The 20,196-nt window shown below is 35.5% G+C and carries 19 protein-coding genes; 10 read left to right on the forward strand and 9 right to left on the reverse strand.

Annotation, left to right across the window (positions count from 1 at the left end):
* Position 1: 1 nt before the first annotated feature.
* The gene (guaD, locus tag SKM54_RS11900) at positions 2-1,327 is read right to left on the reverse strand and encodes a guanine deaminase (RefSeq protein WP_321095428.1); all 1,326 of its coding nucleotides are present in this window, start codon (positions 1,325-1,327) and stop codon (positions 2-4) included.
* Positions 1,328-1,457: 130 nt separating this feature from the next.
* Here guaD and SKM54_RS11905 point away from each other — a divergent pair, with 130 nt between their 5' ends.
* The gene (locus tag SKM54_RS11905) at positions 1,458-2,030 is read left to right on the forward strand and encodes a nucleotidyltransferase family protein (RefSeq protein ID WP_321095429.1); all 573 of its coding nucleotides are present in this window, start codon (positions 1,458-1,460) and stop codon (positions 2,028-2,030) included.
* A 44-nt stretch (positions 2,031-2,074) separates the two neighbouring features.
* On the opposite strand, the gene SKM54_RS11910 is transcribed toward SKM54_RS11905, so the two are convergent.
* On the reverse strand, positions 2,075-3,037 hold the full coding sequence (locus SKM54_RS11910; protein WP_321095430.1) for a TerC family protein: 963 nt from the start codon (positions 3,035-3,037) through the stop codon (positions 2,075-2,077).
* A gap of 311 nt (positions 3,038-3,348) precedes the next feature.
* The gene (locus SKM54_RS11915) at positions 3,349-4,545 is read right to left on the reverse strand and encodes a sugar transporter (protein ID WP_321095431.1); all 1,197 of its coding nucleotides are present in this window, start codon (positions 4,543-4,545) and stop codon (positions 3,349-3,351) included.
* 186 nt (positions 4,546-4,731) lie between these two features.
* Between SKM54_RS11915 and SKM54_RS11920 the strand changes: the two genes are divergently transcribed.
* The 3 genes from SKM54_RS11920 (at position 4,732) to SKM54_RS11930 (ending at position 6,364) form a co-directional block, all read left to right on the forward strand.
* Complete coding sequence (locus tag SKM54_RS11920; protein WP_321095432.1) at positions 4,732-5,019, forward strand: GNAT family N-acetyltransferase; 288 nt, start codon at positions 4,732-4,734, stop codon at positions 5,017-5,019.
* A gap of 44 nt (positions 5,020-5,063) precedes the next feature.
* On the forward strand, positions 5,064-5,348 hold the full coding sequence (locus SKM54_RS11925) for a GNAT family N-acetyltransferase (RefSeq protein ID WP_321095433.1): 285 nt from the start codon (positions 5,064-5,066) through the stop codon (positions 5,346-5,348).
* Between the two features lie 98 nt (positions 5,349-5,446).
* Positions 5,447-6,364: a hypothetical protein gene (locus tag SKM54_RS11930; RefSeq protein ID WP_321095435.1), complete on the forward strand. Its 918-nt coding sequence runs from the start codon at positions 5,447-5,449 to the stop codon at positions 6,362-6,364.
* Between the two features lie 46 nt (positions 6,365-6,410).
* Here the strand turns inward: SKM54_RS11930 and mpl are convergent, their stop codons facing one another.
* Complete coding sequence (gene mpl / locus SKM54_RS11935) at positions 6,411-7,775, reverse strand: UDP-N-acetylmuramate:L-alanyl-gamma-D-glutamyl-meso-diaminopimelate ligase (RefSeq protein ID WP_321095437.1); 1,365 nt, start codon at positions 7,773-7,775, stop codon at positions 6,411-6,413.
* Between the two features lie 246 nt (positions 7,776-8,021).
* Between mpl and SKM54_RS11940 the strand changes: the two genes are divergently transcribed.
* From SKM54_RS11940 to SKM54_RS11955, 4 genes are all read left to right on the forward strand, one after another.
* Entirely contained in the window at positions 8,022-8,363 is a 342-nt protein-coding gene (locus SKM54_RS11940; RefSeq protein ID WP_154772988.1) for a DMT family protein, read from the forward strand.
* A 195-nt stretch (positions 8,364-8,558) separates the two neighbouring features.
* The gene (purE, locus tag SKM54_RS11945; protein WP_321095438.1) at positions 8,559-9,071 is read left to right on the forward strand and encodes a 5-(carboxyamino)imidazole ribonucleotide mutase; all 513 of its coding nucleotides are present in this window, start codon (positions 8,559-8,561) and stop codon (positions 9,069-9,071) included.
* Between the two features lie 28 nt (positions 9,072-9,099).
* Entirely contained in the window at positions 9,100-10,221 is a 1,122-nt protein-coding gene (locus SKM54_RS11950) for a 5-(carboxyamino)imidazole ribonucleotide synthase (RefSeq protein ID WP_321095439.1), read from the forward strand.
* Between the two features lie 667 nt (positions 10,222-10,888).
* On the forward strand, positions 10,889-12,175 hold the full coding sequence (locus tag SKM54_RS11955; protein WP_321095440.1) for a lytic murein transglycosylase: 1,287 nt from the start codon (positions 10,889-10,891) through the stop codon (positions 12,173-12,175).
* Positions 12,176-12,233: 58 nt separating this feature from the next.
* On the opposite strand, the gene SKM54_RS11960 is transcribed toward SKM54_RS11955, so the two are convergent.
* From SKM54_RS11960 to SKM54_RS11980, 5 genes are all read right to left on the reverse strand, one after another.
* Complete coding sequence (locus SKM54_RS11960; protein ID WP_171501291.1) at positions 12,234-12,611, reverse strand: hypothetical protein; 378 nt, start codon at positions 12,609-12,611, stop codon at positions 12,234-12,236.
* 134 nt (positions 12,612-12,745) lie between these two features.
* Positions 12,746-13,672: a matrixin family metalloprotease gene (locus SKM54_RS11965; RefSeq protein WP_321095442.1), complete on the reverse strand. Its 927-nt coding sequence runs from the start codon at positions 13,670-13,672 to the stop codon at positions 12,746-12,748.
* A 165-nt stretch (positions 13,673-13,837) separates the two neighbouring features.
* Positions 13,838-15,772 (reverse strand): molecular chaperone DnaK, encoded by a 1,935-nt coding sequence (dnaK, locus tag SKM54_RS11970; protein ID WP_154772983.1) that lies wholly within the window; start codon positions 15,770-15,772, stop codon positions 13,838-13,840.
* 121 nt (positions 15,773-15,893) lie between these two features.
* Complete coding sequence (gene grpE / locus SKM54_RS11975; RefSeq protein ID WP_321090323.1) at positions 15,894-16,433, reverse strand: nucleotide exchange factor GrpE; 540 nt, start codon at positions 16,431-16,433, stop codon at positions 15,894-15,896.
* 181 nt (positions 16,434-16,614) lie between these two features.
* On the reverse strand, positions 16,615-17,490 hold the full coding sequence (locus SKM54_RS11980; RefSeq protein WP_321095443.1) for a LysR family transcriptional regulator: 876 nt from the start codon (positions 17,488-17,490) through the stop codon (positions 16,615-16,617).
* A 110-nt stretch (positions 17,491-17,600) separates the two neighbouring features.
* On the opposite strand from SKM54_RS11980, the gene SKM54_RS11985 reads away from it, so the two are divergent.
* On the forward strand, positions 17,601-18,461 hold the full coding sequence (locus tag SKM54_RS11985) for an MBL fold metallo-hydrolase (protein ID WP_407061307.1): 861 nt from the start codon (positions 17,601-17,603) through the stop codon (positions 18,459-18,461).
* Positions 18,462-19,398: 937 nt separating this feature from the next.
* A complete protein-coding gene (locus SKM54_RS11990) occupies positions 19,399-19,962 on the forward strand; it encodes a peptidylprolyl isomerase (RefSeq protein ID WP_321088597.1) in 564 nt (187 codons plus the stop codon).
* The last annotated feature ends 234 nt before the right edge of the window (positions 19,963-20,196 follow it).

Here is a 20,196-nt window from a genome sequence, read left to right on the forward strand (position 1 = left end):
ATTATTCAGCATTATTTTTGCGATAAGCCAATTGACCAAATACATAAGTGCTATGAATGTTGCGGTCATCACCCATCGTCATTAAGGCAAAAAGTGAATCATCAATACCTTTAGCACGTTCTTGGCGTAAAGCTTGAATTGCTGTTGGTTTTAAATCTAAAACAACAAAGTCGGCTTCTTTTCCAATGTTGAAGTTACCTAACTTTTCATCTAAATCTAAGGCTTTTGCCCCACCAATTGTTGCATGATAAAGCGCTTCAAATGCAGAGAGTTTATCGCCTTGTAGTTGTTGAACTTTATAAGCTTCATTCAGTGTTTGTAGTTGGTTAAATGAAGTCCCTGCCCCTACATCTGTGCCTAAGCCTACTTTTACTTGCTTTTCCCATGTCTTTTTCAAAGGAAATAAACCGCTACCTAAGAACAAGTTTGAAGTTGGGCAAAACGCAATTGCAGAATCGGTTTGATGCATACAATCCCACTCTTCATCTTCCAAATGAACGCAGTGTGCAAATACAGAACGCGAGCCTGTTAAACCATAATGATGATAAACATCCAAATAGCCTTTTTGTTCTGGGAATAAATCTTTTACCCACGCAATTTCATTTTTATTTTCACTTAAATGCGTGTGTACATAAACATCTGGGAATTCAGCTTTCAGTTTGCCTGCCGCAGAAAGCTGTTCAGGTGTAGATGTAGGTGCAAAACGTGGGGTGATTGCATACAAGTTACGACCTTTTCCGTGCCACTTTTCAATCAGCGCTTTAGAGTCTGTGTATGCGCTTTCTGCTGTGTCACAAAGAGCTTCAGGTGCATGACGATCCATCATCACTTTACCTGCAATTAAACGCATTTGGTGCTGTTCTGCAACTTCAAATAAAGCATCTACAGATTGAGGATGAACCGTGCAAAAAACCAGTGCAGTTGTTGTGCCGTTTTTAAGAAGTTCGTTTACAAAGAATTGAGCAATTTTGTCTGCATATGCTTTGTCTTCAAACTGAATTTCAGTTGGGAAAGTATAAGTATTTAACCACTCTAGAAGTTGTTCGCCATACGCACCAATCATTTCTGTTTGTGGAAAGTGAATGTGCGTGTCGATAAAACCAGGAACAATGAGCTGATCAGAATAATGCTGAACATTCATATCTGCATTAAGTTGAGATTGCCCTTCTTCCCACGTACCAAACCATGAAATTTTTCCTTCATGACTAATGAGTAAGCCATCTTCAATATATCGAACAGCTTGGTCGATATCGGATGCTTTTGAAACTGTATTTTGAATATCGAGAAAACGACCACGAATGGCAATAGGAGATAAAATTGAAGACATTAGAAAACCTATGGTTGTACTTTTTTCGCTTGATTGTAACGTAAAAAATCAACTCTTCCATGATTCATCACATAATCTTTACCAATTTGGAATTTAGGATCATTATTTAAAAATTAGATGGAATGTGAAAATGATAAATATGGAAGAAAAGTATGCTGAAAATTTGAAAAATATTTTGCTTAAAAATACGAATATCATGCAAATTTTAAAGGCTTTAAAAGCTATAGAATCACAAGCATATATTGCAGCAGGCATTATTCGTAATACGGTTTGGGCACATTTACATGATCAAGAGTACGCTTTAGAAAATACGGAAGTTGATGTTATTTTTTATGATGGATTTGATAATTGTCATGCAGAAAAATTACAAAAAGAAATGTCGAAAATCTTTCCAAATATACAGTGGGATATCACCAATCAAGCTTTTTTGCATACTTGGTATAAAACAGATTCGGGTGAAAAAATTGCGCCATTAACGTCTATTGAGCATGCGTTGTCGTTATGGCCTGAAACCGCAACAGCAATTGCGGTGCGTTTGAATCAGCTAAATGAAATTGAATATATCGCACCCTTTGGATTGTCAGACTTATTTGAACTGAAGCTACGTTGGAATAAGAATTTAGTCAGTCATGATGTGTTTTTATATAGATTAAAAACAAAGGATTTTTTAGGGAAATGGTCAAAGTTAAAATTAATAGATTAAAAAAGCCCTCCCAAAGGAAGGCTTTTATCATTTATATTTTAAGCTTATAAGGTTGTTTCGTTATATTTTTTACTGTGTCGAATCGACAAAATTGCTGTAATTGTCAGGGTAATGACAATAAAGCCTAATGAAATCCAAATTGGCATGTGAAATACGTCAAGCATCAGCATTTTAAAGCCAATGAACACTAAAATAAGACCTAAGCCATACGGTAAGTAATGCATTTTAGATGCAGCGCCCGACAATAAGAAGAACATTGCACGTAAGCCTAAAATTGCCATTAAGTTTGCAGTTAATACAATGAACGGGTCAGTCGTTACTGCAAAAATAGCAGGAATAGAATCGACTGCGAAAATAACGTCAGATGCTTCTACTAAAATTAAAACCAAGAAAAGTGGTGTTGCCCAAAGCATGCCATTTTGACGAACAAAGAATTTATCGCCTTCTAGCTTTGGTGTAATACGCATGTGTTTACGTAGCCATTTTAGAATTGCCATATCTTCAATATTAGGGTCATCATCTTGACCTTTTAAGAATTTGAAGCCTGTATAAACTAAGAACGCACCGAAGATGTAGAGAATCCAAGAGAATTCTTGAACAAACCATGCACCAATAAAAATAAAGATGGTACGTAAAATAATTGCGCCTAATACGCCGTATAACAGTAATTTACGTTGTAATGCAGGTGGAATAGCAAAGGCTGCGAAAATCATGAGCCAAACGAATACGTTATCAATAGCGAGTGATTTTTCGAGTAAATAACCTGCAAAGTATTCCATTACTTTGGTATTCGCGACTGTCGCGCCTGCGGTTTGTTCTAGGTACAACCACAAGCCACCACCAAATAAAGTTGCGACTGTAACCCAAGCAATACTCCAGTATGCTGCGGTTTTAACTTTAACTTCTTGACCTTGCTTTTGTTTAAAGCCTAAAAAGTCGATGATTAGCATAACGGTAACAATACCGAAGAATGCTAAATACAGCCATAAAGTGCCGATTGTTTCCATGGGGGAATTCTCCACATCTAGCAACCAGCCATAAAAAAACCTTGACCAGTCGCCAGATGAAATAAAACATCTGTAACAACATGATCAAGGTCTTGCCTACATCTTTGTATTTAAACTTAAGATGCTCAGATACCGACTTTTTGCAAAGTGTAATGACGATATTCTGACACGTTAAATATTCATAAAGAGTGTTTAACGTTTGGAGGAGGCTACTCCCCTTGTTCAACTAAATTTTGTTTTGGATAAATCCAAATATGTGTGAAGCATGACAGATTTTGAGTGAATCTGCAAATACGTAAATGTTAAAACAATTAAACTTTATTTGGCATAAAGTCTGCACGGCGTACCAAAATTAATGTGATTAATGTTCCTAAAACAGCAAGAACACCGCCAATAATTCCAATATAGCTTAACCCTATATGTGTGCTAACAAGTCCACCCAATAATGCACCGCCACCAATACCAACATTGTATAAGCCAGAGTAAATTGCCATGGCGACATCGGTTGCATCGGAAGCGAGGTTGAGTGTTTTGGCTTGAAGTGCAAGACTAAAACCAATAATGCCAACGCCCCATAATAAGCACACAGCACTTAAGCTTAAAAAGCCACTCGAAAACGGCAGTAAAAGAAGCATTGAAGTAGCTAAACAAAAAGTGCTTAAAGGAATTGCAAGTTTTGGATAGCGAGCACCAAATTTGCCAAAAAGATATGAACCAAAGAAACCAGCGCCACCAAAAATAAGCAGTAATGTTGTGGTTTGTGCAGAACTAAATTGAGCAATATTGAGTGAAAAAGGTTCTATATAACTATATGCCGTAAATTGAGCTGTAATCACAATAATGGTTAAAGCAAAAACCATCATTAAACTTGGACGTTTTATAAAACTAGATAAACTGCGAATAGAACCTGAATTGACACTTGGTAATAACGGTAAGGTTTTAGCAAGCGTAATACAGACAACAGTTGCACAAATGGCTATAAGTCCAAAGGTATTTCGCCATCCGTAAGTTTCACCAATCATGCGACCAAATGGAATACCTAAAACCATGGCTAAAGCTGTACCTGTTGCAAGTAAACCTAAAGCTTGAAATTCTTTGCCTTTAGGTGCAACACGAACGGCTAAAGATGCAGTAATTGCCCAAAATAATGCATGTGAAAATGCAATACCAATACGGCTAATCAGCAGAACCGTAAAGCTCCATGCAAAATAAGATAAAACGTGACTCACAATAAAAACAATAAATAAAACCGTCAGTAAAAACCGTCTTTCGATATTTTTAGTGAGCAACATAATCGGTAAAGAGATGGGTGCAACAACCCATGCGTAAAGCGTAATCATCATGCCAACATTTGTTGCAGGCATTCCAAAACTATTGCCTATATCACTTAATAAGGCGATGGGTATAAATTCTGTGGTGTTAAAAATAAAAGCACCAAAGGCAAGTGTAATCACGCAAATCCATTGCTTGGTAGGCGTGGTTTCTGCTTCTATGGGAGAAGTTTTCATATAAAAAGAACAAAGAATATTTGAGTGAATTGTAGGCTTAATTCAATATGAAGTTAAGTTCTGTGTTTTATTTCTCATCATAGATTTTGTATGTGACCTAAATATTTTGCGGGTAATAAAAATTAACAGTATGTCCAAAAAAAACGTGGCATTTTTTAGATTAAGAATAATTTAAAGGACAGAAAAGTGTTAGAAATTAAACATAAAGAAGATGGCTCTAAAGGTGAGTTTTATATTGGTGAAGATGGTCAGCGTTTAGCTGAAATGACATATTCTTGGGCAGGTGATGATAAATTTATTATTGACCATACGCATGTGGAAGATGAATTGCGTGGACAAAACGTAGGCGTGCATTTAGTGAATAGTGCTGTAGAGTTTGCGCGTGGAAAAGGCGTGAAAATATTACCGTTATGCCCTTTTGCAAAATCTGTTTTTAATAAAGATTCTTCTATTCATGATGTTTTATTTGGTTAAAATATTCATGTTTATTATTTAAATAGAAATATTAGAGATTTGCTATGCAATTTCAACATGAAGACAATGGTCAATTGGGTGAGTTTTTTGCAGTAGATGCTGCTGGGGAAAGAGTTGCTGAAATCACCTATGTGTGGAGCAGTGAATATACTGTTATTGCAAACCATACATGGGTAGATGACTCTTTACGTGGTCAAGGTGTTGCACGCCAATTACTTGATGTTTTAGTTGAGTTTGCACGTGAAAAAAACCTGAAAATTTTGCCTACTTGTTCTTATGTTGAAGTAATGTTTAGACGAGATGAAAGTTTAGAAGATGTGAAGGCTTAGAAATTAAAAGCATTTGTTTTTAAATAAATTTTCAAAAGGCTTGAATAACCATAAAAAGCACCAATTGTATAAAAAATACACTTTTTATTGGGGTTATTATGCAATTTAAGCAAAAAAGATTTAGAAAAGTTCCTAATTTTTTAATGCACTTAGGAAAAGATTTTTTAATTGGTATTCAGCTTTCCCGTATTGAGCAGACACGGTTAAAAATGATTTCCGATAAAATAGATTGGCTACACGGTGAAAGTTTTTTACCAAATAAGATTGGTAGATTTTCAACGCTCAATGCTGAAGGTAAGGAGATTATTCGTAAAGACTTACCTAAAGAGGAGGTTACAAGAACTTTTTGGACAAGCCGTTCACAATTTGATGGTCGAGATAGTCGTATAACAGTTACTGATTTTGTGTCACGAACATATAAACGATACCCTAGAGAAAGATTAGCTGCTCCTCATGTACCTGTAGTATGTGTAAAAAATAATACAGATTTATTTTTTTTAATAGAGATTAAACCTTCTGATTGTGACGAGTTGTATCTTCATAAATTGAATTTATGTTTAGAGTTATTTGGTAGTGAATTAGAAATACAGATTCCTGCAAATGATGGTTTCGTATCCTTACCTGCAAAAATTAGTTTCGTTAATTGGGTGATTCTACCTAAAGGTTCAAAATTAGAAATTGAAGAAGCTATTAAAAAGTCTTTATCACCTAAATTAAAAGCATCTGAGAGACCTGTGATTGAAAAGAGAATGTTGGAAATTAATAAATATGATCCTATTGAGATCGTAACAGGTTTTGGTGGTTACAAAGGCTATGTTATTTATCATTTTCCAACCAAAGATATATCCGTGTTAGAAAGTGATAATCAAAATAATGCGACCTATGTTTTTGACTATCAGAGATGGAAGGAGCTGTCTAAGCTTTCTAAAACTGAAATTATTTCAAATAGTTTACAGAAGAAAAGAATTATTCACGATGATAAGTGGAAAGAAAGTATTAAGCGATTATTAGCATAAAATAAAAAAAAGCCCGCATTCGCGGGCTTTTTTTTTAAGCAATAAGTTAAGCTTTTAACGCTGTAATTAACTTCTGATGTAAACCACCAAAACCGCCATTCGACATAATCACAACAGCATCGCCCTCACCTGCTTGGCTGACTACAGTTTGAATAATGTCATCTAAAGTGCGCGCAATCACCGCTTTGTTTGGCGCAGCATCAATTACAGGTTGTAAGTCCCAATCTAAACCTTCAGGTTGGTACCAAATCACTTCATCAGCCAAACGTGCAGAATGTGCTAAACCATCTTTATGGCTACCCATACGCATTGTATTTGAACGTGGTTCAATAATCGCCCAAAGTTTACGTTTGCCTAAACGCTTACGTGCACCTTCAAGTGTCGTATCAATTGCCGTTGGGTGATGTGCAAAGTCATCATAAACTTGAATACCACGTACAGTGCCTAAAAGCTCCATACGGCGTTTTACACCACCAAAATTAGATAATGCTTCACATGCAGTTTCAATTGAAACGCCAACATGTTCTGCGGCAGCAATGGTCGCTAAAGCATTCGCTACAGAATGCTGACCTGTCATTGTCCATTTCACTTCGCCTTTTACAACGCCGTGTTGTAAAACTTTAAAGTGAGAACCATCGGCAGATAATTGCTCTGCATATAACTCAGATTTTTCGTTCGCATCTAAGCTTGTACGCACAACAGGCGTCCAACAACCTTGTTCTAAAACTTCATCAATATTGGTTTCAGTAATAGGCGCAATAATGCGACCTTCACTTGGAATGGTACGAACTAAATGATGGAATTGTTTTTGAATTGCCGCCAAATCATCAAAAATATCGGCATGGTCAAATTCTAAGTTATTTAAAATGGCTGTTTTAGGATGGTAATGCACGAACTTAGAACGCTTGTCGAAGAATGCAGAATCGTATTCATCCGCTTCTACACAGAAGTATTTTCCACCGCCTAAACGAGCACTTTCACTAAAACCTAAAGGAACACCGCCAATTAAGAAACCTGGTTCTAAACCTGCTTGATCGAGGACCCAAGCCAGCATTGTTGTTGTTGTTGTTTTACCATGTGTACCTGCAACACCAAGTACATGTTTGCCTTGTAATACATGATCTGCAAGGAATTGAGGACCCGAAATATACGGTAAGCCTTCATTCAGCATATATTCCACAGCATCAATACCACGTTTCATGGCATTACCAACAATCACTAAATCTGGATGTGGTTGTAAGTGACTACGGTCATAGCCTTGCATTAAGGTAATACCCGCATTTTCTAACTGCGTAGACATAGGTGGATAAACGTTTTGATCTGAGCCTGTAACTGTATGACCAAGGTCACGCGCAAGTAATGCTAAAGAACCCATGAATGTGCCACAGATACCTAAAATATGCAGATGCATAATACGTTTAACTCCACTTCTTTTTTTGACACATCACGTTGTTTTTGGTGGTGTTGTCATGATTTATTCGATTTGTAAGCAACGATAGCAAGGCTATACCTGAAAAGATAGTTTTTCTTGTATCAATTAATACGTTTTTCGCAATGAAAATACCTAATTTTGTTCAAAAAAAATGATTCATAAATTTGCATCAAATTTGGAAATAAATTTGTACAATAGCGAAATCTTTTTTAGGTTATTTCTTAGATGTTTGTACCAATATTACTTCTAATTCTTGCCAATTGTTTTATGACACTTGCATGGTACGGTCATTTAAAATTTTTACCGCACGATGCTCCGTTGTGGCAGGCTATTTTATTCAGTTGGTTTATTGCGCTATTTGAATATGGTTTGATGATTCCTGCGACCAAAATGCTGGCTCAAAATGGTTGGGCTGTTGGGCAAATGAAAATTACCCAAGAAGTTGTAACTTTATTGGTATTTGTGCCCTTTATGATTTTCCTATTTAAACAACCCTTCAAACTTGACTATATATGGGCAGCATTATGCTTATGTGGTTGTGTTTATTTTGTATTCCGCAGTCAGTAGTAAAAACAGAAATTTACTACTGCCCTATTTTTGCTTTATTTTTTGTAATATTCATAGAAAATAATAAAAATCATGCTTTGAATGAAGCGTTAAATTTTATTGAGTTGAAAAATCAGTCTATAATATGTGGCTCTTATTAAAGCTTGGCTATAGTCGAGATTTATCTCTCTTACTTTAATCTCTGGAAACATTGCAATGAATGCGGCCGCTTCACAAGACACTCCTCTAGTTGGAATTATCATGGGTTCTCAGTCTGACTGGGCTACTCTAGAACACACTGCCAATATGCTTAAGCAACTTGGTGTCCCTTTTGAAGCTGAGGTTGTGTCTGCACACCGTACTCCAGATCGCTTATTCGAATATGCTGAACAAGCACGTGATCGTGGTATTCAAGTCATTATTGCAGGTGCAGGTGGCGCAGCGCATTTACCAGGTATGTGTGCGGCAAAAACTGATTTACCTGTGCTTGGTGTACCAGTGAAGTCATCTATTTTAAATGGCGTGGATTCATTGCTTTCAATTGTACAAATGCCAGCAGGTATTGCTGTAGGTACACTTGCAATTGGTCCAGCGGGCGCAACAAATGCTGCAATTATGGCAGCGCAAATTCTAGGTTTAACACGTCCTGAAATTGCTAAAAATGTTGCAGAATTCCGTGCTGCACAAACTGAAAAAGTCGCAAGCAAAAATATTCCTGGTCAAATCTAAAGCCAAGCTTAATTAAGGAATTTTTATCATGGATAAAACCATTGGTATTTTTGGTGGTGGTCAGCTTGGTCGAATGATGGCGCAAGCGGCATTGCCTTTAAACATTCAATGTACTTTCTTTGAAGCAAGTACAGATTGCCCTTCAGCAGCTTTGGGTCAGGTTATTTCGACTAAAGCTGAAAATGGATTACAACAATTCATTGAAAGTGCAGATGTTTTTAGCCTTGAATTTGAAAATACGCCGTTGGCAGATGTTGATGTTTTAACGCAAAACAAAGATATGCATCCTCCACGCCAAGCATTGGCAATTGCACAACATCGTCTTTCTGAAAAAGCATTGTTCGATGAATTGGCAATTCCTGTTGCGCCGTATAAAGCTGTACATTCTTTAGAAAGCTTAAAGTCTGCTGTGGCTGAATTGGGTTTACCTATTGTCCTTAAAACCTCACGTGGCGGTTATGATGGTAAAGGTCAGTTTGTTTTACGTCAGGCAGATCAAATTGATCAAGCATGGGCGGAACTTGGCCCTGCGGGTGAACTTATTGCAGAAAGCTTTGTCACTTTCTCGCGTGAAGTATCAATTATTGCAGTACGTGGTCAAAATGGTGATGTAAAAACTTGGCCATTGGCTGAAAACCATCATCATAATGGTATTTTGTCGCATTCAATTGTTCCTGCTCCAAATAGCACAGATTTACAGCCTGTGGCGCAAGACTATATCACTCGCCTACTCAATCATTTGAACTATGTGGGTGTGTTAACGCTTGAATTGTTTGTGACGGATAAAGGCTTATATGCCAATGAAATGGCACCACGTGTTCACAACTCTGGACACTGGTCAATTGAAGGCGCAGTTTGTTCTCAATTTGAAAACCATATTCGTGCTGTTGCAGGCTTGCCTTTAGGTTCGACTGAAATTATTCGTCCAACGGTATTGGTGAATATTATTGGTCAACATCCAAAGACCGAAGATGTACTTGCTTTAGAAGGTGCTCATCTTCACCTGTACAATAAAACTGAGCGTGAAGGTCGTAAAATTGGTCATATTACTTTAATGCCAAATGACAGCGCTGAACTTACAGCTTTATGTCGTAAATTGGCGAAGATTTTACCGAATCCACTTGCACTTAGCGAAGATATGAGCATTTAAACCAAAGTTTGAATGTTAAAAAAGCGGTCATGCAAATGACCGCTTTTTTTATGCGTGTAGTTCGGGCATGATTGCGCCTCTTTCGAGTTTGGTGCCATTTATCGGAAGGTTGTTGATCTAAAAATAATCAATATATTAAATTAGTTATATAAAAATTAAAGAATAAAAATAGATGGTTATATGAGAGGTATTCATAAAAATAAGAAATCGAGTAGTTTAAATTTAAAGTTTTGAATTTAAAAAAATTAATATGAATTCAAAAGGTTGTTTTTGAGTTTAAATTGTCTAAAAATGAATTTAAAAACGGATATTTTGAATTCAAAAGTATTAATTTAAATTCAAAGTTAGTGAATTGAAGGTTTCTTGGTTTGTTTTAGTTGTGGATAACTCGATTATTTTGAATTTATATTCTATTGTTTTAAATTTAAAACCCCCATTTTAAATTCAAAACGCACCTATTTTATGGTTTTTAAATTCAAAGTTTTACGCATACTTATAGTTTTAAATTTAAAAAATCCAATTTAAAACTATGTTTTGAATTTAAAATTGGAAATATGAATTTAAAGTGAAGGAAAATGAATTTAAATTTACGATTTACTTCTATTATTTGGCTTTGTTAGTGGTATGTTTAAGTCATAATTTAAATTCAAAAAAGCATCGGGATAATATGCGTAATATTGCTTTTCTTTTTGGTTCAGCTTTATTTATCACAACTCAGGTTCAAGCTGAGCTCATTATTAATGGTCAAACGGTTCCAGTAATTACTGCTGGGCAAAATATTTCTGACTCCAATTCTCCAAATCCTTTTCAAATCTGTATTTCGAACTTAAAAAATCAGGCAATGCAGTCTGGTGTTTCAAGTTTTACTTTTGATCGCTATACACAAAATTTAACGCCAGATTATTCGGTTATTGAAAAACTTAATTATCAGCCAGAATTTTCAACGCCTATTTGGGATTATTTATCTGGCTTGGTTGATGTTGAGCGCGTTGAATTAGGAAAAATAAAAATTCGACAACATGCAGATGTACTAAAGAAAGTTTCTGCAACTTACGGCGTGCCTATTGAAACAGTAGTTGCCGTTTGGGGAGTTGAAAGTAACTACGGTAATATTTCCGGTAAAAATGATTTATTACAGTCATTGGGAACATTAAGCTGTGAAGGTCGTCGTCAAAACTTTTTCCGAGGAGAGTTTTTTGCGGCAATGCGAATTCTTCAACGTGGCGATTTAACACAAGATAAGCTAAAAGGATCTTGGGCTGGGGCATTTGGTCATACTCAATTTATGCCATCAACTTATGAAGAACTTGCGGTAGATTTTGATGGTGATGGTCGTCGTGATTTAGTTTCAAGTACGACAGATGCTTTAGCCTCTACAGCTAATTTTCTGAAAAAACGTGGATGGCAAACAGGTCAACCATGGGGTTTTGAAATTAAAGTGCCTGAAGGTATGTCTATTGCTGGTGAAGGACGTCGCAATAAAAAGTCACTTGCTTCATGGGTAGAGCGTGGCGTTGTTCGAGTAGATGGTACACCTTTAATTCAAGGTAACTTAACCGAATTATCGCAAGCAGGTTTAATGTCACCAGCGGGTGCAAGTGGACCATTATTCTTAGTCTTTAAAAACTTTGAAGCCATTTATAGCTACAATGCAGCAGAAAGTTATGCACTTGCAATTGCACATTTATCTGACCGTTTACAAGGTGCACAGGGCTTTGTAACAGAATGGCCAACCAATGATGCAGGAACATCTAGAACTGAACGTCGTCAAATTCAAGCTTATTTATTAAGCCGTGGTTATTCAATTGGTGATGTTGATGGTTTGATTGGTGATAGAACTCGCCAAGCTATTCGTCAGGAACAATTACGTTTTGGTTTGAGTCCAACGGGTAGAGCAGGGCAATTATTTTTGAATGCTATTCGTGATGAAAATGCAAAAAAGATAATGAAATAACAAATGATACAAATAAAAAAGGTCTGCATTTGCAGACCTTTTTTATGATTAGAGCTAGTTAAATTGTCGCATTCGGATCAATTTTTACAGCTTCTAATAAGTCAAAAACAGCTGTTGTGATATCAATACTTAAATCACGATTATTAAAAATTTCATAAGCTGTGATGGTTACGTCTGTATCACTTGGAAGAAGTCGCTGTTCTTCTTCAATTAAGTCATTTATTGGTAATAATGTTTGCTTAATTTCAAGGTGAAGAACATCTTTAAACTCAATATTATCATCATCTAATTCAAGTATTTGTTCATTGAAATAAGGTAATAAAATTGAGTGAAGATACGGTTGAAGTTCAACAATATCAAATAGTTCAATATCACGTGTTTCTTCAATCGTGCTGATATGATCGTTTACTTCCAAAATAATATGATAGTAACTCACAGCTTTTTCCTCTAAGTGATCTATCTATACAATAGCATGAATCGTGATATTCAAGAAATTGGCAGATTGGTTGAGTTTTTTTAAAGCAAAAAGCTTTTAATAAGTGATATTTGTTAGATACATTATTTTATTGATTATTCCCTTGAATAAGCACGATTTTGAAATAGCATTAAATCTGAATGTAATAATCTAAAATTAGTTTGTTCTTGATCTTGCATCATTGGGTGCATGAGACCTTTAGGGTCTTCATGATGTTTTAAACCTAATGCATGACCAAATTCATGTGCAAGTGTTAAACGTAAGTCATCTTCAGATTGAAACTCAAAAATATTAATATTACGTCCATCAAAATTACCTTTATCGAATAAATAAGGTTTAAATTTCGAATTAAAATGCTGGATAGATGCATTAATATTTTGGTTGATTTGATTTAACTCATCTATTTGCATATTGAGCTGGTGAATTTTTGAATTATAGCTATCTATTTCAAATTTTAAATTCTGCAATTTTTGTTCTAGAAATACTCTTTGTTGATTGAAAGCTTCGCGTTGTGAAGCATGTGCTCCGCCATTTTGGTTAATGTGTGCAATTTGTTGATTATGATTTTGAACTTGTGTTTCGTATTCAATTTTCTTGGCATTTAAAAGGGCATTAATCCGATCAATTTCATTGCGAAGTGAGTTTACTTCGTTATTTTTTGCTTCCCATTGTGTTTGCTCATTCTGAATATTTTTTTGATGTACTAAACGAGCTGAACTGTCTTCTTGACGTTCATCGTAGTGAAAATTTATAGTTAATTTTGCTTTTGGGTCATAAATAAAAAATTCTTTTCCTGTGCCTGCTGTCCAAATTGCAGCTGCTTCTTGGCTTAATTGAATAGCTCGTTCATGTGAAATATTAAATCTAGAATCTATTTCTGAAATTTTATATCTGAGTCGAGTATCTGTAGGGTGTAAAACTCTATCAATGGGGCTATTTAATATCACTTGAGGATGTTTTTTATTTTGAACAATCAATAAAATAAAAACTAAGCTTACAAAGACCAGAATAAATACACGCATTTTTAAATCGAAGAATTATTGTGCTTTAACTGTATAAGATTTAAGTTAAATTTAGAACAATTAAATTTATCATTTAAATGATTATTCTATTTTAAAAGTGAAAATATATTGAATAAAAGGCATAAAAAAACCGCGCTTTCGCGCGGTTTTTTCTAAAGTGACAAATTATTTTTTGTCGTCTTTAACTTCTTTAAACTCAGCATCTACAACGCCATCGTCAGCTTTTTGACCAGCATCGCCACCGAATGCATTCGGATCAAAGCCTTCAGCACCGCCTTGACCTTGTGCAGCTTCATAAGCACGTTGGCTAATAGGCATGATGATGTTTTGAAGCGCTTCAGTTTTCGCTTTAATTTCTTCTACATCATTTTCTTTTGTAGAAGCCTCAAGTTCAGCTACAGCAGTTTCGATTGCAGTTTTTTCATCTGCAGTTACTTGCTCGCCAAGATCTTTAACTGCTTTTTGAGCAGAAGATACAAGCGCATCAGCTTCGTTACGTGCTTTTGCTAACTCTTCAAATTTGCGGTCTTCTTCAGCATTCGCTTCAGCATCTTTAATCATTGCTTCGATTTCAGCATCAGACAAACCTGAGTTTGCTTTAATTTGGATAGATTGCTCTTTACCAGTGCTCTTATCTTTAGCAGATACTTTCAAAATACCATCAGCATTGATGTCGAAAGATACTTCAATTTGTGGCACACCACGTGGAGCAGGTGGAATGTCGCCTAATTGGAAGTTACCCAATAATTTGTTTTGCTGAGCCATTTTACGTTCACCTTGGTAAACCGAAATGTCTACAGCAGGCTGGTTGTCAGCAGCAGTTGAGAACACTTGAGATTTCTTCGCAGGAATCGTTGTGTTTTTCTCAATAATTGCTGTTAACACGCCACCCATTGTTTCAATACCAAGTGTAAGCGGTGTAACGTCAAGTAAAAGTACGTCAGTTTTGTCACCTGAAAGTACCGCACCTTGAATACCAGCACCCATTGCTACAGCTTCGTCAGGGTTTACGTCTTTACGTGGCTCACGACCAAAGAATTCTTGTACTTTTTGTTGTACAAGTGGCATACGAGACTGACCACCAACTAAAATTACGTCAGAGATGTCAGAAGTCGAAAGACCAGCATCTTTAAGCGCAATCTTACATGGCTCAATTGTACGAGCAACTAAATCAGCAACTAAACCTTCTAATTTTGCACGAGTAACGTTAATTACTAAGTGTTTAGGGCCTGTTGCATCAGCAGTGATGTACGGAAGGTTAATTTCAGTTGCATTAGAAGATGAAAGTTCGATCTTCGCTTTTTCAGCAGCTTCTTTTAAACGTTGAAGAGCAAGAGGATCTTGTTTCAAGTTTACGTTTTGCTCTTTTTTGAATTCTTCAACAAGGAATTCAATTAATGCGTTATCGAAGTCTTCACCACCAAGGAATGTGTCACCGTTTGTAGATAACACTTCAATTTGTTGGTCGCCATCAAGGTCAGCAATTTCAATGATTGATACGTCGAAAGTACCACCACCAAGGTCGTAAACAGCGATTTTACGGTCGCCTTCTTTCTTATCCATACCAAACGCTAAAGCAGCAGCTGTAGGTTCGTTGATGATACGTTTAACCTCTAAACCAGCAATTTTACCCGCATCTTTAGTTGCTTGACGTTGAGCATCGTTGAAGTAAGCAGGAACAGTAATAACTGCTTCAGTTACTGTTTCGCCTAAGTAATCTTCAGCTGTTTTTTTCATCTTTTTCAAGATTTCAGCAGAGATTTGTTGTGGCGCTAATTTTTTGTCGTTTACATCAACCCAAGCATCACCGTTGTCTGCTTTGATGATTTTGTAAGGTACAAGACCAATATCTTTTTGAACTGCTTGGTCTTGGTACTTACGACCAATCAAACGTTTGATTGCGAATAATGTGTTTTTCGGATTAGTTACCGCTTGACGCTTAGCAGATTGACCAACAAGAATTTCGCCATCTTTATACGCAATAATAGATGGAGTTGTACGAGCGCCTTCAGCGTTTTCGATAACTTTAACTGTGTCGCCTTCAAGTACTGCTACGCAAGAGTTTGTAGTACCTAAGTCAATACCAATGATTTTAGCCATTTGGATGTTTCCTCTGAATTTCTTTTACAATGTTTTCGCTTGTTATCCGATATGAGAGCCGTTCAATTTTTTTCAAGTATTGTTTTCAAAAAAAATTAAAAAACTCCCGAATTTTTAGGCCTTATGAGCCAACTAACACCATTGCAGGGCGTAATAAACGACCTTTTAATGTGTAGCCTTTTTGCAATACAGTGCCAATTTCATTTGCTTTTGCTTCAGGAGCAATACCTACTGCTTGATGTAAATCTGCATTGAAGCCATTTGCTGTATCTACAACCACAACACCAAACTTTTCTAAAGTTGTAAGGAGTGATTTAAGGGTAAGTTCTACACCTTCAGATAATGCTGATTTATCTTCACCAACGGCAGCAATTGCACGTTCAAGATTATCTACAGTGTCTAATAATTCTTTAGAGAATTTTTCAAGCACAGTATCTTTATGCTTTTCAGATTCACGTTGAATACGTTCTACGCTTTTTTGAGCTTCATATACCGCATTTGCAGTACGTGCTTTTTCAAGTTTTAAGCTTTCTGCTAATGTTTTAATTTGCTCTTGTAAATCTTCAACTGAAACTTCAGCTTGCTCATTTTCAGCTTGAGTTTGCTGTTCGGCTGGCTCTTGTTGAAGGTCTTGAGCTTCTTGATTCTGATCAGTCGCCATTGATTTACTCCGTTTAAATGGGTTCTTAAACATGTACAGTCCTTTTGGCGTCAGATTGAACTCTGTTACTACTGAACTGCCATGCGTTTGTTAAGTGTCATGATTAATACAGAAATCGGGGCGAGCTAGAAAAATTCAAGCGATATGAATAATTAAATTTACTTAAATTTTGAAAGTTGAACTATTTTTTTAGATGCTCAATCACAAAAGCGATAAATTCTTGTGTCTTTTTAGGTAGATGGCGTCGTGAAGAATACACCGCAGAAAGTGTCATTTGAGGTGCTTCATAATTGCTTAAAACTTCAATTAAAGTTCTATTTTCTAAGTCATCTTTCACTATTGTATAAGGCAACATAGCAATGCCCATTTTATTGCGGCACATTTGATGTAATGCATGCGCATCATTACTTTGAGCAACAATACGAATAGGGTAGTTTTGAGGTTGTTGTTCTTGTGTGGAAAGTGTCCAAGTATTTTGCATGCTGTGATGTGTAATACATGCATATTGAATGAGTTGATCTGGATGCACAATTTTAGGTAGTGTTTCTAAATATTCACGGTGAGCACATAGTACAGAATGCACTTGTAATAAAGGTCGTGCAATTAAACTGTCAGATACTTTTGCTGTAATTCGAAAAGCAACATCAATTTGAGCTTCAATCAAATCTAGCGTTTCTTCTGTAATTAAAATATCAAATCGAATATGCGTGTATTTTTTTTGGAAAGCTTGAATAGCTTGAACCAATCCATTTTCTAAAATAAACAAACCGCAAGTTAAGCGAATCGTACCCGTATATTGTTCTTCTAAAGATAGTTCTTGCAGAAGTTTTTGTTGCTGAAGAATATTTTGACAGTATAAAAGTGCTTTTTCTCCTGCACTTGTTAAGGAGATATTACGCGTACTTCTATGAAATAAACGTGTCGAAAAATGGTTTTCTAAATGTTCTAAATAACGAGAAACCATTGCACGTGAATAACCAAGTTGATCTGCCGCTTTGGTTAAACTGCCACTTTTTTCAATGCAAACAAAAACTTGTATTGCTTTTAATGTATCCATAATTTTTATGATTGTTGCAATTTATGCAATAGTTTATCTTAATTTTGTGTGTTTATTAAACATTATTTGCAATTTAAAGTGTATCTATCAAATATAGAGACATACAAAAAATGAAATCTTTGAAAACAATAGCGATTGCTTTAACAACTCTTGCACTTGGTATGCATACTGCAATGGCGCAAGATTTAAAAATTAAAAACTATGTTGCTGCACCTGAACATTTTGGTGTGACATCAACATTATTAGAAGGCGATAAAGATGCAATTTTAGTAAATGCCCAATTTTCAAAATCAGAAGCATTACGTATTGCAGCAGATATTATCGATTCTGGTAAAAATTTAAAAACTATTTTTGTTAGTTATGGCGATCCAGATTTTTACTTCGCTTTAGACGTATTTAAAACATATTTCCCAAATGTTCAAATTGTTGCAACCCCTGAAACTGTTAAACATATTCAATCTACATATCAATTGAAAGTGGATTATTGGGCACCGCAAATGGGCGCAAATGCACCAAGCAAAATTATTGTGCCAGAAGCTTACACATCTAAAAAGTTAAAACTCGAAGATGTGAATATTGAGATTAAAGGTAAAAATGAACTGACTTATTTGTGGATTCCACAACAAAAAGCAGTTGTAGGCGGTATTCCTGTAACTTCGGGTTCTCATTTGTGGATGGCAGATTCTTCGACAAAACAAGATCGTGCAAGCGTGGCAGCCGCTTTAAACAATATTAAAAAACTGAATCCTGAAGTTGTTGTTCCTGCACATACCTCTGTAAATGCACCGCAAAATTTAGCAGCAGTGAACTTTTCATTGGACTATTTAGCTCAATATGAAAAAGCAGTTACAGCATCAAAAAATTCAGCAGAACTTATTGCACAAATGAAAAAGAAATATCCTGAATTAGCAGGTGATTCTAGTCTTGAACTTGGTGCAAAAGTTGTAAAAGGTGAGGTGAAGTGGCCTTAAGTTGTTAATCAGTAATAGAAAATAATGATTGATCGTAATAGTTGATTAATATTATGAAATATATCGTTTTTACGAAGCGGGATTTCATCGCTATTATGTCTATATGCGCAGTGGCTATATTTTGAGGAGAGAGCTAAATATGGTTACTGCAACTCAATTCTTGTTTTTGGCTGATCATCCCCATGGTCAGCTTTTTTTATACTTAAAAATTTATTAAGATTTAAAACCTATTAATATCGATTAAAATTATATTTCACAAGATGTGATAAGTTGAATATTATTTACTCAGATTCATATCGCTGTATGTTTCTTCTTATTTTATTATTTAGTTTTCAAGGCTTACCCGTCCTATGGGTGGGCCTTTTTTTTATATTATTTTTAATTAATTTAATACGCTTTGTTGTTAAACAAAAAGCGGCATTCTCAATAGTTGATCTCTCCCAAAAATAAACCCAAAGATACATTTTATCTTTGGGTTTATTTCATTTCGGCATTTCATCACCGTATTTAAGGTTTTGTATAATTGGTTGAGTTGCAGTATTTCTTATAAAAACTATATTAGGTTCTTCGGATGAAGAATAAAGGATAGAAGGGCTGCATTGATTTTAGTAATTTTGTTAGAAGCCATCATTCTAAGACATCATTAGATTAACTATAATAAGCAAACTTCGATTATTAAATAATTTGTCTAAAAAATGTTCCATGTGAAACAAATCATATAAATAAAGAAAAGCGGTTATTTGACTATATATGTAGTGAATAACGTATAGATAAGATAAATGATGAGCAACTAAGATCTATGTCTAAAAAGTAAAAATATATGCGTTTGGTTTTTTAGCGTAAACTTTAAACAAATTATGTTTCTTAAACAGATTTAATAGCTATAGATGCATATGATGCAACGCAAGTGATGTGAATCTGAAGATATAGGTATTAAATGTTAAAGCAAATTATTTTAGCAACGACAATGGGCTTCGCTACTATTAGTGCGATGGCTGCAAATACTATTGTTGAAATGAAAACGTCCGTAGGTGTGGTGGAACTCGAGCTTTATGATGATAAAGCGCCTATTACAGTAGATAACTTTAAGCGCTATATAGATAGTAGTTTTTATAACGGAACTGTTTTCCATCGTGTAATCCCAGGATTCATGATTCAGGGTGGTGGTATGACTAAAGATCTTTCAGAAAAACAAACTAACGAAACTATTCGTAATGAATCTAGTAATGGTCTGTTAAATAGCCGCGGCACTTTAGCAATGGCGCGTCGTAATGATCCTAATTCTGCATCAAGCCAGTTCTTTATTAATTTAGAGGACAATGCTTTTTTGAATAAAGCAGAAAGAAATGCAGGCTATGCCGTATTTGGCAAGGTCATTAAAGGTATGGATATAGTGGATAAAATAGCAAATGTGCCAACGCAAAATAAACTAACACATCAAGATGTACCTGTAGAAGCTGTTGAAATTATCAATATGAAGATAAAAGCACCAACGAATTAAAAAATGCATATAAAAATGTGTTTTAATTAAAAATACATATTTGTGTGAAATATTAATGGGTTGGGTGCTAAGTTGTGTATTTTTGATTCAAAATGGTGCGTAAAAATACAACACTCGTGAAAACAAGAGGTTAAAAGCGCTTGCAAAGCTTCAGGAATCCTCTAGAATGCACCCATACCGACGAGATAGACGGAAACGAACGAAGCACGAAGTGCTGAGTTGTTAAGTTTATTA

Origin of the sequence: Acinetobacter faecalis (assembly GCF_034187745.1) — a bacterium.
Lineage (GTDB): Bacteria > Pseudomonadota > Gammaproteobacteria > Pseudomonadales > Moraxellaceae > Acinetobacter > Acinetobacter faecalis.

Excerpts from the sequence above, each read along its gene's own strand:
- guaD (WP_321095428.1), bottom strand. The coding sequence starts at position 1,327 with ATGTCTTCAATTTTATCTCCTATTGCCATTCGTGGTCGTTTTCTCGAT.
- SKM54_RS11905 (WP_321095429.1), top strand. The coding sequence starts at position 1,458 with ATGATAAATATGGAAGAAAAGTATGCTGAAAATTTGAAAAATATTTTG.
- SKM54_RS11910 (WP_321095430.1), bottom strand. The coding sequence starts at position 3,037 with ATGGAAACAATCGGCACTTTATGGCTGTATTTAGCATTCTTCGGTATT.
- SKM54_RS11915 (WP_321095431.1), bottom strand. The coding sequence starts at position 4,545 with ATGAAAACTTCTCCCATAGAAGCAGAAACCACGCCTACCAAGCAATGG.
- SKM54_RS11925 (WP_321095433.1), top strand. The coding sequence starts at position 5,064 with ATGCAATTTCAACATGAAGACAATGGTCAATTGGGTGAGTTTTTTGCA.
- SKM54_RS11930 (WP_321095435.1), top strand. The coding sequence starts at position 5,447 with ATGCAATTTAAGCAAAAAAGATTTAGAAAAGTTCCTAATTTTTTAATG.
- mpl (WP_321095437.1), bottom strand. The coding sequence starts at position 7,775 with ATGCATCTGCATATTTTAGGTATCTGTGGCACATTCATGGGTTCTTTA.
- SKM54_RS11940 (WP_154772988.1), top strand. The coding sequence starts at position 8,022 with ATGTTTGTACCAATATTACTTCTAATTCTTGCCAATTGTTTTATGACA.
- purE (WP_321095438.1), top strand. The coding sequence starts at position 8,559 with ATGAATGCGGCCGCTTCACAAGACACTCCTCTAGTTGGAATTATCATG.
- SKM54_RS11950 (WP_321095439.1), top strand. The coding sequence starts at position 9,100 with ATGGATAAAACCATTGGTATTTTTGGTGGTGGTCAGCTTGGTCGAATG.
- SKM54_RS11955 (WP_321095440.1), top strand. The coding sequence starts at position 10,889 with ATGCGTAATATTGCTTTTCTTTTTGGTTCAGCTTTATTTATCACAACT.
- SKM54_RS11965 (WP_321095442.1), bottom strand. The coding sequence starts at position 13,672 with ATGCGTGTATTTATTCTGGTCTTTGTAAGCTTAGTTTTTATTTTATTG.
- dnaK (WP_154772983.1), bottom strand. The coding sequence starts at position 15,772 with ATGGCTAAAATCATTGGTATTGACTTAGGTACTACAAACTCTTGCGTA.
- grpE (WP_321090323.1), bottom strand. The coding sequence starts at position 16,433 with ATGGCGACTGATCAGAATCAAGAAGCTCAAGACCTTCAACAAGAGCCA.
- SKM54_RS11980 (WP_321095443.1), bottom strand. The coding sequence starts at position 17,490 with ATGGATACATTAAAAGCAATACAAGTTTTTGTTTGCATTGAAAAAAGT.
- SKM54_RS11985 (WP_407061307.1), top strand. The coding sequence starts at position 17,601 with ATGAAATCTTTGAAAACAATAGCGATTGCTTTAACAACTCTTGCACTT.
- SKM54_RS11990 (WP_321088597.1), top strand. The coding sequence starts at position 19,399 with ATGTTAAAGCAAATTATTTTAGCAACGACAATGGGCTTCGCTACTATT.